The organism is Alteromonas sp. 07-89-2 (assembly GCF_013113925.1).
Lineage (GTDB): Bacteria > Pseudomonadota > Gammaproteobacteria > Enterobacterales > Alteromonadaceae > Alteromonas > Alteromonas macleodii.
Genome location: NZ_VTYM01000009.1, coordinates 148,254 through 163,025 on the forward strand (window position 1 = coordinate 148,254; position 14,772 = coordinate 163,025).

12 protein-coding genes are annotated in these 14,772 nt (G+C 45.6%); 5 read left to right on the plus strand and 7 right to left on the minus strand.

The annotated features are described in order from the left end of the window. Positions 1-43: 43 nt before the first annotated feature. The 4 genes from F0261_RS08400 to F0261_RS08415 all read right to left on the minus strand — a co-directional run bounded on the left by F0261_RS08400 (position 44) and on the right by F0261_RS08415 (position 5,290). The gene (locus tag F0261_RS08400; protein WP_171337670.1) at positions 44-2,797 is read right to left on the minus strand and encodes a pitrilysin family protein; all 2,754 of its coding nucleotides are present in this window, start codon (positions 2,795-2,797) and stop codon (positions 44-46) included. Positions 2,798-3,000: 203 nt separating this feature from the next. Then, on the minus strand, positions 3,001-3,294 hold the full coding sequence (locus F0261_RS08405) for a YfcL family protein (protein ID WP_014949976.1): 294 nt from the start codon (positions 3,292-3,294) through the stop codon (positions 3,001-3,003). Between the two features lie 96 nt (positions 3,295-3,390). Then, a complete protein-coding gene (locus F0261_RS08410) occupies positions 3,391-4,554 on the minus strand; it encodes an ATP-NAD kinase family protein (RefSeq protein WP_171337672.1) in 1,164 nt (387 codons plus the stop codon). 13 nt (positions 4,555-4,567) lie between these two features. Beyond that, positions 4,568-5,290: an elongation factor P hydroxylase gene (locus tag F0261_RS08415; RefSeq protein WP_301338804.1), complete on the minus strand. Its 723-nt coding sequence runs from the start codon at positions 5,288-5,290 to the stop codon at positions 4,568-4,570. A gap of 154 nt (positions 5,291-5,444) precedes the next feature. Between F0261_RS08415 and F0261_RS08420 the strand changes: the two genes are divergently transcribed. The 4 genes from F0261_RS08420 to F0261_RS08435 all read left to right on the plus strand — a co-directional run bounded on the left by F0261_RS08420 (position 5,445) and on the right by F0261_RS08435 (position 10,233). Next, positions 5,445-6,155 carry a hypothetical protein gene (locus F0261_RS08420; RefSeq protein WP_014979697.1) on the plus strand — a complete coding sequence of 237 codons (711 nt, stop codon included), beginning with the start codon at positions 5,445-5,447 and terminating at the stop codon, positions 6,153-6,155. Between the two features lie 64 nt (positions 6,156-6,219). Continuing rightward, complete coding sequence (locus tag F0261_RS08425) at positions 6,220-6,669, plus strand: thioesterase family protein (RefSeq protein ID WP_171337674.1); 450 nt, start codon at positions 6,220-6,222, stop codon at positions 6,667-6,669. Next, positions 6,666-7,904 (plus strand): TIGR02281 family clan AA aspartic protease, encoded by a 1,239-nt coding sequence (locus F0261_RS08430; protein WP_171337676.1) that lies wholly within the window; start codon positions 6,666-6,668, stop codon positions 7,902-7,904. The genes F0261_RS08425 and F0261_RS08430 overlap by 4 nt, the downstream gene beginning before the upstream one ends. A 79-nt stretch (positions 7,905-7,983) precedes the next feature. After that, entirely contained in the window at positions 7,984-10,233 is a 2,250-nt protein-coding gene (locus F0261_RS08435; protein WP_301338805.1) for an ammonia-forming cytochrome c nitrite reductase subunit c552, read from the plus strand. A 71-nt stretch (positions 10,234-10,304) separates the two neighbouring features. On the opposite strand, the gene F0261_RS08440 is transcribed toward F0261_RS08435, so the two are convergent. The 3 genes from F0261_RS08440 to F0261_RS08450 all read right to left on the minus strand — a co-directional run bounded on the left by F0261_RS08440 (position 10,305) and on the right by F0261_RS08450 (position 14,000). Then, a complete protein-coding gene (locus F0261_RS08440) occupies positions 10,305-10,667 on the minus strand; it encodes a HopJ type III effector protein (protein ID WP_014979701.1) in 363 nt (120 codons plus the stop codon). 210 nt (positions 10,668-10,877) lie between these two features. Beyond that, positions 10,878-12,920 carry an NADPH-dependent 2,4-dienoyl-CoA reductase gene (locus F0261_RS08445; protein ID WP_171337680.1) on the minus strand — a complete coding sequence of 681 codons (2,043 nt, stop codon included), beginning with the start codon at positions 12,918-12,920 and terminating at the stop codon, positions 10,878-10,880. Positions 12,921-13,160: 240 nt separating this feature from the next. Continuing rightward, on the minus strand, positions 13,161-14,000 hold the full coding sequence (locus F0261_RS08450; protein ID WP_171337682.1) for a crotonase/enoyl-CoA hydratase family protein: 840 nt from the start codon (positions 13,998-14,000) through the stop codon (positions 13,161-13,163). A 138-nt stretch (positions 14,001-14,138) separates the two neighbouring features. Between F0261_RS08450 and F0261_RS08455 the strand changes: the two genes are divergently transcribed. Next, a complete protein-coding gene (locus tag F0261_RS08455) occupies positions 14,139-14,750 on the plus strand; it encodes a TetR/AcrR family transcriptional regulator (RefSeq protein ID WP_171337684.1) in 612 nt (203 codons plus the stop codon). Positions 14,751-14,772: the final 22 nt, after the last annotated feature.

A 14,772-nucleotide genomic window follows, 5' to 3' on the forward strand; every position in this document is an offset into this window, starting at 1 on the left:
CCGAAAAAAATTTCGGCCCTTTATTCATTTAAAACTCACACCATCATAGCGAGTTCATGCTTTGTACGCTAACCGGTCCAAGCTCGGCAGCTTCAACTTCTGCTTTAATCTTCTCGGCATCTCCGATGATTATCCAGGTTAATTTCTCTGGGTGCAGCACTTCTTTCGCCGCGTTACTCAAATCGTCTAAAGACAAGCTGTTGTATTTCTCGACCAAAGACTCTGGGTAGTTATATTGTCTGTTAAATCTTTCACTCGACAGCAAGCTATACAATACCGCGTTAGCCGTCTCAAATTGACCTGGCAAAGAGCGAACTTCGTCTAACCGCGCCCTTTCAAGTTCATTCGCCATTGGCGGCTTTTCACCTAAGTAAGCGTTAAGCTCTTTCTTAAGCTCAAGCAGTGATGGACCTGTTTTATCGGTCTGCACCGGCGCATAAACCATAAACGGGCGCTGTCCCCTAGCATCTTGCAGGAAGGTATACGCGCCATAGGACCAGCTTTTATCTTCACGTAGATTCATATTAACGCGAGCAGTAAAAGCACCACCTAAGGTTAAATTCATGGCATTAATTGCAATATTATTGTCAGCCCCTGTTGGTGGCGCTAAATGTGCAGCCAGAATAAGTGACTGTTGTGCACCAGGGCGGTCGATAATAATCGCTTGGCCTTGCTCAGGCATTGACGCTTCAGCAATTTGCTTCGCACCTTTGCTACCTTCTACCTTCCATTTGCCAAACTCTTTCTCAAGCATGGGTTTAATGGCACCTAAAGTGGTGTCACCAACAACAAAAATTGTCGCATTGTCTGGGCGTAGCCACATATTTTTAAAGTTAACAAGGTCATCTCGCGTAATCGCTTGTACGTCTTGTTCAGTTCCGGTACCGGTAAACGGAATACCGTACGCATGGCCTTCACCATAAATAAGAGGCGGAAGTAACGTAAGCGCAATACTTACAGGGCGTGTTTTTTGCTGTGCAATATTACTTAATATAAGCGCTCGTTGACGTTCAATCTCTTCCTTTTTGAACGTTGGTGATTTCAAGATATCACCCATTAGCGCCAAAGAAGGCTCCATGTTTTCCGTTAACATTGACATGCTAACTGTAGTCGTATCCAGGTTTGAGCCGGCGTTTAAATCAGTACCTAACTGCTCAAGCTCTGCCGCAAGTTCTAGCGCATCATATTTTCCCGCGCCTTCGTCTAGCATCTGTGTGGTGAAGCTCGCAAGTCCTAACTTGCCACCCGCATCAGCAGCGTAACCTGCGTCGAATTGCACCGCAACATTCACCAATGGAACCGTAGAGCGTTTTGCAAATACTACCTTTACACCGTTTGAGAGCGTAGTTTCTGTCACCTCAGGAAAACTCAGTTGAGTCTCTGCATCGATTGAAGGCAAGCCAGAGCTGCGGTCAACGCCTTCGGTAGATGCTGTGTGCTCAATAAACGGAACAACCGTGATTTGATGCCACCCTTCTTTTAGCCATTTATTCGCAGCCGCTTTAACCCCTTTAGGAGTAGACTGTCCTAGCTCACTCAATTCAGTTTTGAAGTAGTTAGGGTCGCCAGCAATGAACTCACCACTAGCAAGCGTATCGGCTTTACCGCCAAAGCCCCCAACCTCTTCAAGCCCGCGAATAATTGAAGCACGTCGCTTAGTCGACACCAATTTAACTTCGTCTTTGCTTGGACCTTTACGCAAAAACTCGCTAATGACTTTATCTATTTCTTTTTCCACTGTCGCAACGTCAACGCCATCTTTTACGTCAACCGTCACACCAAAAATAGACGCCATTTGTAGCTCGTAGTTAAACACCGAGGCATTGGTAGCAATTTGTTGGTCGTACACCAGTTCTTTGTAAAGGCGTGAGTTTTTACCATCGCCCATAACACTCGCGGCAATGAACAAGTCTGTTGCGGTTGAAGAGGTATTTTCAGGTGAAACCCAAAGGCGGTAAATGCGCGATTGTGGCACCTTGTCTTGAATCACCTCTCGGGTATTTGCACTGCGCTTGGGTACCCATGCTTCCCATTTAGACAGTGCTGGGCCTGGCTCAATGTCAGCGAAGTACTTGTTAACCAGAGGTTTGGCTTCTTCTGCGTTAATATCGCCACTTAGCACCAGTATTGCGTTATTCGGTCCGTAATATTGGTTAAACCAGCCTTTAACGTCGTCTAACGATGCGGAGTTAAGATCTTCCATCGAGCCAATCACCGTATGATGGTAAGGATGCCCTATGGGAAATAAGCCTTCAAAAATATGCGTGAATACGCTTCCGTATGGCTGGTCTTCGCCCTGACGTTTTTCATTTTGTACAACGCCACGCTGTTCGTCTAATTTCTCTTGTGTTACCGCACCTAACAAGTGCCCCATGCGATCAGATTCCATCCAGAGAATACGATCAAGTGCAGGTGTCGGAACCGTTTGGAAATAGTTAGTACGGTCAAAGTTTGTGGTACCGTTTAATCCTGTTGCCCCAGCTTCTTGTAACGGTCCAAACCATTCATCGTCATAGTTCTCCGTGCCGTTAAACATTAAGTGTTCAAATAGGTGCGCAAACCCTGATTTGCCGTTTGGTTCGTCTTTTGAACCCACTTTATACCAAACCGCAACGGCAACCACTGGGGCCTTGCGGTCTTCATGAACAATTACGGTTAACCCATTATCGGTAGTGAACTTTTCGTAGTCGATATTGATATCGTTTTTAGCAAACGCTGAGCCAACCAGCGTACTACTTACTGCCAGCACACCTACACTTAATTTTAAGCGCTTGGTGAGATGCTTAAGTACAGTCATTTCGTCATCCTTAATCTTATTATCTGTGCTGAACACCAAAATGTGCCAGGCACCACAAAACGGCTTTACGCCAGTACTAAACATAAATCAATTTGGTAGTTTATAAAGAGTTATGATGCAGAAAACTGTAACGGATTGTAAAAGAGAGGAAAAACGACGAACGAAGAAATATTGCTGGGGGAAAGTAGAGAAGAAAGTCGCAATTATATTGCGACTAACCGTGCCCAAAGCGCTTTAACTTGTTTAGCGTCTTCACTTTCTAATTCGTTGTTGGCGAATGCGCTATTAAGGCTCTCGAGCATTTTATCATTAAGCATCGCAACCGTAGCATCTTCTTGCATTTCTAACTGGCGAGCCTCTACTGCAAAGTGACCTTGCAAGTAGCTGGCTATAAACAATTCGTCATCACTACCGTGATTTACCACGTCATCAAGCGATGCCTCAATATCTGCGATGGCGTTAACGACACTTTCTGGTGCTGCAGCAGGTGGTAACACGTCTTACTCCTTCCTGTTTTTAAATATCAAATCTTAGTTCGAGATAAACTCATTTTTTATGGCTATACATGTGCCGTGTTGTATCAAACTACGTCTTTAAATAGCTTGGCAAAGCACTTTATCTTTATACCCAGTGATAACCGTGAACGCGCCTGTAAGTTCAGCGTCTAGCGTTGCATCGCTTGAGTCTAAGCGAAGCGGCTTACCGTTTAATGCCTGTAGTTTTTGTTTAGTGGCAACAACGAGCATATTCTGCTTGCCAATTTGACGGATAAAAGCAGGGCTAAGCTGCTGATTTCCGCGACCTAATATGTGGCCCTGACCACCGATAACCGTCAAAATGACTTTGGTGGGCTTGTCATGAGTCAGCGCAATCAGTTCGCTCGCAGTAACGTCACTTGCGATTAGCTCACCTTGTTTAACCACATCCACACCCAACAAGGTATTTTCTAGGCCAAGAAAGTCCATGACCGCACCTACGGTGGAGCCGGACCCCATGACAAAATAGGTGTCAGGCTCATCGTCAATAATTTCACCAACATAAGCCGCAATGTCGTCAAGCACTAAGGCCTCGTCCTCTTTCCCGCCCATTTTTACCGCTTGAACGTAAGTGAGCTCTGCGGGTACGCGCATTTCACCATAGTGTTTGGCAATAACTTTGCCCTCGCGAAACGCGTTTTCGTCAATATCACGTACTTCGGCGTCCATTTCACTCACAAGCTCGCCTGCGATCATCTGACTTACTACCTGCCCTGCCGCTGACGGCGACACGCAGTAAACGCCAGAGTGAATTTTGCAACCTGCAGGCACACCTAGCACGGGCACCTGTGTGCCAACTACGCTACAGATATTACGGGCTGTGCCGTCGCCGCCGGCAAAAAGCAGTAAGTCGACGTTGGCGTCCACCATTGCTTTAGCTGCACGCTCTGAATCTTCGCCCTCGGTTTGCACGGCATCGGCCGTATAGATTACCTCATAAGGAATACCTAGAGATTCACAAATTGTTTCCCCCATATCGCCCGACGCTGTCACGACGGTAAATTGCCCAGATAAAGCTTCTAGAATACTGAGGGCTTTCGCCATTTTTTCGTTGGCTTTTTTCTCTGCTCCCATGGCCAGTGCTTTTTCGCGAATTTCTGCACCGTCGCTGCCTTTAAGCGCGAGTGCTCCGCCTATGCCAGCAAAGGGGTTTACCACAACACCCAGTTTGAATTTGGGTTTGTTATCAAACGTTGATTGGCTAAGATCAGTATGATTCATTCGGCATCTACTCCTATCCCGCCACCCAATTTGCTGTTAGCGCATTTTTTGACGTGTCTGTTACCGTGCTATTTATTAAGCTGCTACATGAACCAGACGACTTACCTTTACCAAACGTAGATGACAGCGCACTAATAAATTGTTCAGCCCGAGGCGGAAAGCCCTCAGATTTATAGCGTTCAAGCTGAGCGGCTACGTTTCGCGTAAAACCTTCTCTGTCGGGCTCAGCGCCGTTTAAGTTATCCGTGCTTACCTGAAACTTTCTTCCTGCTGCTTCTGTAAACGCCCACTCAATGGCCTGGGGCTTAATTTCTACTTTTTCGAAGTCAGCTTGCTGTGATGCATCGCGGCCATCTGGGCAATACCAGTAACCGTAATCTTCTAATAGTCGACGCTTTTCACCCGCAATACACCAGTGCGCAATTTCATGTAAAGCGCTTGAAAAAAATCCATGAGCAAACACGACTTGATGGTAAGGCGTTGCACTGTCTGCTGGGATGTAAATAGGTTCGTTATCACCTAAAACCAAGCGCGTATTAAAATCTTCAAATGTCGAATTAAACAACGCGATTAACACAGGTACATCAACGTCTGCTTCTGAGTGATCCGACCCCGTAGGCGTTTCTCGGTGCATGCCCGGATATTCACTTTTTAGGCTTTCAACGTTTGAGCCTTTAGTATCGGTATTTTTAGTTTCAATCTGGGCAAACAATGCGTGATGACTTGCGATGTTCATGGCGGCTAATAAATTCTACACAACAGAGCTATATCAATGGCGGTGGAGTATACCAGTAAAACTTTGTCTTCTCACTTGAAAGGCTCGCTTGCTTAGGTCAATCTAGGTTTACAACAACGAATTAGCCACACTATCTCAACAGGGAGTTTGTCATTTGGCGCAAGAGATAATTAAACATATTCATCGGGTTAATGCCCTTCGTGACTTAGCCAATCAGTTGGGTGTAATGCCTATCATTCATCAATTGCAACACTGGCAATGCGAACGCTTACTGGTCACGCACGACGATTTAGCACAGCAAAAACGTTACCAAAAAGCCATGGCTTTTTTTGTAGATGAATTGTACGGGCCAAAAGATTTTAGCCAACGGGACGCTGATTTAGTGCGCGTCATTCCAAAACTCGCAAAAGTACTGCCCGATAAAGCCATGAACGCCATGGATGATGCATTATCGTTAAATGCATTGTCGTTCGATTTAGACATGGCGATGGCACAGTATCTTCAAACCCACTTTCCTGGAGAACCTATTAGTCGGGACAACTACGCCGTTGCTTATCGAAGTGTGGGCAGAATTGAGGATAGAAAGCATCAAATCGACATAATTTCCCATTTGGGCGATCAACTCGCCGACGTGATAAAAATTCGTGGTATAGGTATGTTAATTTCACTTTCTCGTCGTCCAGCTAAATTAGCAGGATTACTCGCACTGCATGAATTTTTGGAACGAGGGTTTGATGCGTTTAAAGCGATAGGTGACGTGCAGAGCTTTATTGACCCCGTATTGGTGAGAGAAAAAGCGATAATGCAATTATTGCTAAGCGATGATTTAACGTTACCTCAAGATAATCCCCTGCCTGTGGTATGAGGCACAATGCCTGAACGTGAAGAAGCAGAGTAGATCAAAGCAAAAATATGAGTAAGGAAAAGATTTGAGCACCCCAACGCTTAATTGGACGTTAGACACTCCCTATGTGCAGCAGTGGCATATTGATGAAACGCACATCGACCACTATCAGCACGTTAATAATGTGGCATACCTGTCGCAGTTAGAAAGCCTAGCATGGGCCCATTCAAACGCGCTTGGGTTGCAGTTTGCCGATTATCAATCGCTTAACCGTGGCATGGTCATTAAGCGCCACGAGCTAAACTACCACCTGCCAACACATCTTGGAGATACGTTAGAATGCGCTACCTGGATAGTGCATTGCGACAGCAAACTTACTTTGAAACGCCAGTTTCAATTTATCTGCCCAAAGCGAGGCAAAACCGTATTTGATGCTATGACCACATTCGTGTGTGTTAGCCTTGATACTGGTGCCCCAAAGCGAATGCCTAAACAATTTGTGGACATATACGGCAAGGCGTGTGTGGCACAATGAAAACGTGGCTAGCGATAGTGCTTTCGCTCTTCCTTGTTGTGTCGCTAGGCATAAACGTTTACCTATGGCTTAGTTTAAAGCAGCACAATGATAAAGCTTATGCACTAGAGGCCAGTTATGAACACCGTTTAGATAGTGATAAGCAGCTAGAAACCCAAGTACAGTTGGTGGATGAAACTCAGGTAAACGAAAAAGCTGAGCCCTTCAACAATGAACGGTCTCCCGCCAACTTTTCACCTATGACAGGCGCTAACACGGCACCCAAAGAACTTGACGATCTGCGCACCTCTTCACCACTCGTTAATCAAGGTCAATTAGATTCACTGACTACCCTACTCAATAACGAGCAATACGCGTTGCTCGCCTCTGAATTAACAAACCTTTTAAAATATGACCCGCTCAACGAATCTCTGTTGTTGCTAGAGGGTGAACTGATTGAGTTAACCAAGCCTCTCTCAACGGCCATAGTGCACTACTACGACTTGGCCGAACTGCCTCTTTCATCTGAAACTCTCTCATTTATCGACGCAAGAATTGCCACTTTGTATCAACAGGCCCAGACGCAGTTAAGTCAAGACGAACAATGGGAACTGGTTGCCAGATTAAATGAGCCACTGTATCAACGCATACCTGACGCTAGGCACTACACCCTTAATTTGGCTGAAGCTTACGCTTATCAGCAAAAGCTTACGTTAATGGAAGACGTGCTTGCTGCACTTCCATTAAACGACAGAGACGCTAATATCATTCGCAATAAAGCCTATGAAATGCGCGATGTTGCCAACGCAGATAACACGCTTGGCGAAAGTGAACCAGCGCCATCAAAAGCTGAGGCGGCGCGTTTTCAAACTCGCGTAGCTTTGCAGCGCATTGGCGATCAATATCGCCTTGAAGCAAAGGCGCTCAATCAAAAAGCCACCATGATTTTAGATACGGGTGCCAGTACCACCGCAATATCATCGCGGCTCTTTGCGCGTTTAGGTCGTATGCGAAACCTCACGTTTATTGGCAACTTCAACGTTAGAACTGCATCGGGAACTATCGAAGCCCCACTGGTACAAATACCGCGCTTTTATTTCGCTGGATACGAGTTTAATGATGTATCTGCCATTGTTCTCCCCGAAGACGCCCTGCCCGATGCTGATGGTTTACTGGGAATGAACGTTTTAGGACAGTTTGACTTTGCGATAATGCCCCAGTCTAGTGAATTGATTTTGACTGAGCGTGATAATTAGCGCGCAAACTTTATTTAACGCTGCTCGTGCCCCTGTGATAAAGTTCAGAGAGTTCACAAATATTCAGACAGCAGTTGTAATGCCACGGTTGGTTTTTCTTTTCAGCATAATTTATCTATCTAGTTTAGTTAAAAGTTTACACGCACAAGAGTATGCTAATTGTGTGAGCTGCCATCAGGAACAGGTTACGTTGTGGCAACAATCAGACCACGCGAAAGCAATGGCCCATGCTAATGATAAAACCGTGCTTGCCAATTTCGATAATGTTTCTATAACTCACTTCACGCAGAAGGCACGTTTTTTCAAAAACGAAAATAAATTTTTTGCCGAACTGACGGAAGCAGGAAGTACGAATATCTATCCAATTACTTATGTTTTTGGTCATTTTCCGTTGCAGCAATACCTCATCGAAACACAAGCAGGTAAACTTCAAGTTTTTCCTTTTGCTTGGGATGCTAGAGACGAATCAAAAGGCGGCCAACGTTGGTACCCCAATTATTCATCTGAGGATATTACTCCTAAAGACAGGTTGCATTGGAAACAACCGATGCAAAACTGGAATGGTATGTGTGCAGACTGCCACTCAAGCGGATTAAAGCGCAATTTTGATACTAAGACGCTTACGTTCGACAGCCAGTTTGATGAAATCAATGTGTCGTGCGCATCCTGCCACGGTGATATGGCATCGCATTATGCTGCAAATACAACAAGCGATAATGACAGCGAACCAAATAAAAAGGACAACGTTATGCATGTTGAAGAAGTTAAGCATCATGGGCCATCGCTCACTTCCCACGATTTGTCTCTTAATGAACAACAAGCAATTGGAAAGTGGCTGTTAAAAGGTGGAAGCACCATCGCCGCTTGGCATGAACCAAAAGATGGCGAGTTTATTCATGCAAAACGAGACAATCGGTTCATGGAAACATGCTATGCGTGTCACTCTCTGCGCACCTCACTTTCTGATGGAATAGACCCTAAAAAACCTTTCCTAGACCAGTTCTCACCCTCGCTTCTTATTTCACCATTGTATTTTGCTGATGGGCAAATACGTGAAGAGGTTTATGTTTACGGCTCTTTTTTACAAAGCCGTATGTATGAAGCTGGTGTTAACTGTATAGACTGCCACAACCCACACTCTATGAAGCTCAAAATAGAGGGAAATGGTTTGTGCCTTCAGTGTCACTCGGCATCGGCTTATGAAGGTGAAAAGCATACAAAGCATGTGGGGAGTGAAAATGTAAATCAGTGCGTAAACTGCCACATGCCTACGCGCACCTATATGGGTGTAGATGCACGGCGGGATCATAGCTTTAGTATTCCAACTCCCAACGTTTCTTCGACTACTGGTGCACCCAACGCATGTTTAAACTGTCACGACCAAGATAATGATTGGGCATCAGAAAAGCTAATCAACTGGTATGGCAAAGACTCTACACTAAGCAAACAAGAAGAAAACTATATCTCTCTTATGCAGGGTAATATTCATAGTAAACAAGCTGTGCTGCGTATTGCCCATTCGTCGTCTCTTCCAGTTATAAAACGGGCTACTGCGCTGAGCTTGTTGGCATCGTCGAACCAGGCACTTACTGATAAAGATTTACGGAAATTTATTCTGCATGAAGAGCCTTTGCTAAGACTGGGGGCGGCGCAAGCCGGTCGTGCCCTTCTTCCTAATGAACGAACGAAATCGTACGCTAATCTACTTGATGATAAGTATAAAGCCATTCGAGTGACTGCAGCTAATAACTTGCTTGGTCAGGGCTTAAACACAGAGACCTTTAAGAAAGCGCTTGGAGAGCTTAGGTTGTCGAATACCGTAAATCAATGGCGGGGGGAAGGTAACCTCAATCAAAGTCTGGTTGAATATCAGCTCGGCAATATTCATCAAACAGAAAATCTGCTTAAACAAGGTTTAACTGTTGACCCATACTTTGAGGCGAACTATATCAACTTGGCAGAGTTGTATCGCGCTCAAAATAAACTTCAGTTGGAAGAACAAACCCTCATTGATGGGATGAGCAATTTGCCTGATAGCGCGCTCATCCATTATTCGTTAGGCATGCTGCATGTTCGTAAACAGGATAAAGCAACTGCAGTTACATTTTTCAAAAAAGCGACAGAACTTGACCCTGACAACCCACAAAATTGGTATATTTACGCCCTTGCTTTAGATAGTGTAGGTCAAACGAAAAGCGCACTCAACGTACTAAGAAAAGCCATAATGAGACAGCCTGATAATTCGCTTATCAGCTTGGGGTTGTCACTTTCACAAAAAATAGGCGATGAAGCGTCGTACCGCTTATTTCAGTCTAAAGCTAGGCGATAAACAAATTAGCGCATTACTGAGGTCATGCTTTGCATGCCCTAATGGGCAAGCGCTCTAGCTGTAAAAAGCCACTAATCAGCATTCACTACAACTAAAGGAAACGTCTCAAACGCCACACCTTCATGCCCTGTCTTCATAAAGTTGCGGATATTGGCGTGGTCGTTACCACTAGGGTTATTAAGTACGTCTTCACGATAGAATCGTCCAAACAAAGCCAGCGTTTGAGCTTGATTTAGGTTTAAGTACTGCCCCAGTGCGAGCAGTTTGCATGAGCCATTATTCTGGTTAGCTTCGTTTGTTACATCACCATTGGTGAACGCGGTTGGCGTAAAAGCAAACACGCTATCAACGAGCGCGATAACATCGTTAAACTCGATAGTCTCTGGTGAATTGCTAACGGCTTGGACTAAGTTTTGAGTGTTGCTGAACGTCATATTTATCTCAGTGAAAAAAGAAAACGATAATAGCAGGTCTAGGTAACTTCAACAGGCTAAAACAGGTGTGGTTTCGGTATTTTCATAAAAACTACAGTTTTCGGCGGCTGGAAAAAATAAACCCCTCTGAAAAAAGTGGGGTTTATTATCAATCTTAAGTACCTCCTAGTGAGGCACTTATATTTCTAACTGTGTTTTTGCGCTAGGTGATTAAACCGCAGCGCACACGCGCGTACCCTGGTCGATGGCGCGTTTTGCATCTAGCTCTAATGCTTCGTCTGCACCACCAATTAAGTGATAAGGCATGTTTAAGCCTTCAACGATATCACGCATCGGCTCTTGGCCTGCACAGATGATGATGTTGTCTACCGGCAATACTTGGCTGTTACCATCAACCGTAATATGTAGCCCTTCGTCATCAATTTTATCGTAGCTTACACCTGGGATCATGGTCACGCCTTTAGCGAGTAGACCCACTCTATGTGCCCATCCCGTTGTCTTGCCTAAACCCGCGCCAACTTTTGTGGTCTTGCGCTGTAGTAGGAAAATTTCTCTTGGAGATGGCTCTGGCTGCGGCTTAACGCCTTCAATTCCCGCACGTGCCGAGAAGGTCATATCAATGCCCCACTCTTTCATAAATGCAGGAATATCTTGGCTTGGCGTTTCTTTGCCATGAGACAAATACTCAGCGGTATCAAAACCAATACCACCGGCACCGATAATGGCCACCTTATTCCCTACAGGCTTTTTCTCTTTTAACACTTCGATATAAGTCAGCACTTTTTCGTGCTCAATACCTTCAATCGCTGGCGTGCGCGGCTTGATGCCCGAAGCAATCATCACTTCATCGAAACCTTCGTCGTTTAGCGCAGCCGCATCAACATAAGTATTCAATTTAAGGGTAATGTTTTTATGAAGCTCGATCTGGCGTTTGAAATAACGCAGCGTTTCGTAAAACTCCTCTTTGCCTGGAATTTGTTTGGCGATATTAAATTGACCACCAATTTCGCTAGATGCGTCATAAATCACAACGTCGTGACCACGCTGGGCAGAGGTCACTGCTGCTGCTAATCCCGCTGGACCTGCGCCTACAACCGCTACACGCTTTTTAGTCTCTGCTGGCTTTACGTTAATTTCAAGCTCGTGGCAGGCTCTTGGGTTTACCAAACAGCTGGTCATTTTGCCGTTAAATACGTGATCTAGACAGGCTTGGTTACAGCCGATACAGGTATTGATTTCGTCGGCTTTATTTTGCTGCGCCTTGCGCACAAAGTCAGGGTCGGCCAAGAACGGACGGGCCATTGATACCATGTCAGCATCACCGCGAGACAACACTTCTTCAGCCACTTCAGGGGTGTTGATACGGTTCGATGTGATTACCGGAATCGAAAGTGCTTCGCGGAATTTAGCCGTTACCCACGTAAATGCCGCACGGGGTACTTTGGTTGCTATGGTTGGGATACGCGCCTCATGCCAGCCAATACCGGTGTTGATAATAGTGGCACCCGCTTTTTCGATTTCTTTACCAAGCTGTACGACTTCTTCATAAGTAGAGCCACCTTCAACAAGGTCAAGCATCGACAAACGATAGATAATGATAAAGTTCTTACCTACTGCCTCGCGCACGCGGCGTACTACTTCAATCGGCAGGCGGATTCGGTTTTCGTATTCGCCGCCCCACTCATCGTCGCGGTGGTTTGTGCGTTTAGCAATAAACTGATTAAGGAAATAACCCTCAGAACCCATTATCTCAACGCCATCGTAGCCTGCGCGCTGGGCTTGGGTTGCGGCGGTAATGAAATCTTGAATTTGCTTTTCAATCTCGTCAGCTTCTAGCGCTTTGGGCTTAAACGGATTAATTGGCGCTTGAACCGCAGACGGTGCAACAAGCTTAGGGCTATACGCATAGCGACCCGTGTGCAGAATTTGCATACAGATTTTGCCGCCCGCAATATGCACCGCGTCAGTCACTTCTTTATGGTTTTTCACTGCTTCGTCTGTGTCTAAACGAAACGTTGATGGATGGGTCGCGCCTTCTTCATTTGGCCCAATACCACCTGTAACGATAAGCCCTACGCCACCTCTGGCACGTTCACCATAAAATGCCGCCATACGTTTGTGGCCGTCGGGTAATTCTTCTAGGCCCGTGTGCATAGAGCCCATTAGCACGCGGTTTTTAAGGGTGGTAAAGCCTAAATCTAACGGACGAAATAAATGAGGGTAAACGGGATGATCGGTAACGGTCTGATTCATGATACATTCCTGAAAGTCGTTTTGGCTTGGTAAAAGCCGTTAAAAAGCCTGTTTAAATATTCTTATTTGATGCGTTTCTGTTGTAGAAGCGCTCATTATCTAAGTGTTTACTTAGTTTAATTTGCTACTTAGTTTATGTAATAGAAATCGTGTCGCGCGCCGGCCTTAATGTATGCTACATCATCATTGGGCCATCAATGAGCAATTTGCTTCAAAGGAAACGCGCTTTCATACATAAACTTACGAACTCATTTTCTTAATGGCTGGGTGTAGTGGCGGATATTCCGGCAGCGTTTTAGTTTTCTGTGCTTCCATGGCTTTAAACACATCTTCCATTTGGAACATGCCCGCTTGCCATGTGGCCATATAGGTCAAGCTCTCTGCCACCGTGTGTTCTACCGCGTAGTTAATCATAGTCTTAGTACCTGAAACTGCTAACGGCGAATTCATTGCAATCTGCTGAGCTATTTTCATTACCGCGTCTAGCATGGCAGTTTGGTCATCGAATACCTGATTCACAAAGCCAAGCTGCTGCGCTTCTGCGGCACCAAAGTTGCGCCCGGTATAAGCCAGTTCTTTAACTATGCCAATGGGAATGAGTTTTGGAAGTCGCTGAAGTGTGCCTACGTCCGCCGTCATACCTAACTGGGTTTCTTTTATGGTAAAAAAGGCGTCTTGGGTGCAATAGCGCATGTCGCATGCACTGAGCAAATCTACTGCACCACCAATTGCCCCGCCCTGCACGGCACCAATAACCGGCATACGTGCCTGCTCTATGGCGGTAAAGCTATCTTGAAGCAACATCACCATACGGCGCATACGCTCTGCTCTGCGCGACGGGTCGCCCTTAAAGTCTTCTTTCATATTCAGGAACACCGATAAGTCCATACCGGCAGAGAAATGCTTACCCGTTGATGAAATAACAATGACACGGGCGTTACCTTCATCGTCTATTTCACGAATAGCCGCTGGCAATTCGGTCCAAAACTCTGGGATCATACTGTTCATTGCGTCGGGGCGGTTTAGTACTACGTGGGCAATATGGCCCTCTCGTTTTACTTCTAATGTAGAGTACTTCATGGTTTGCGCTGTCTCCTTGGGCTGTTCCTGTTAACAAATTTGCAAACTAGACAGCGTCAAGATAAAAGGCTATGTTGACAGTGTCAAGATAAAACGTTATCTATTCGTCTCAATTTTGAAAATGGAAACATCGGGTTTATGGCTAATGCAGTACAAAGCTACCATCACGGCGATTTACGCAGTGCCCTTATAGAGGCGGCTACCGCGCGTTTGTCTGAGCACGGCGTTGATAGTTTATCTCTTAGAAAGCTGGCAGAAGATGCTGGAGTGTCACGTACTGCGCCCTATCATCATTTTAAAGACAAGAGTGCGCTTTTGAGTGCCATTGCAGCCAAAGGCTTTAGCGATTGGCATACCGCAGCTAAACGAATCTTCGAGCAAGAAGACAAAACACCGCAAGCACGTTTCCGCGAATTTGTGCACGAGTACATTGGCTACGCTGCCGACAACCCAGAGATGTACGAATTGATGTTTGGTCGCACTATTTGGCAAAACCAAGCGGCGACCAACGATTTGAAAGAGGTTGCATTTCCCTGCTTTCAGTTTCAGGTGACGATGACGCGCTATTGGCAAGATAAAGGGCTTCTCCCAAATAATCAGGATGCGCTGAGACTCGCACAGGTTACTTGGGGCACGCTACACGGGATTGCACGATTGCTCATTGATGGTATCTACGCTGACAGCAGTCATATCGAGGAAATGTGTGATTGTGCAGCAGATTTGTTTATGCAAAAGCAAATGGATGCTTAGAACGGATGAATTGCCAGAGCGA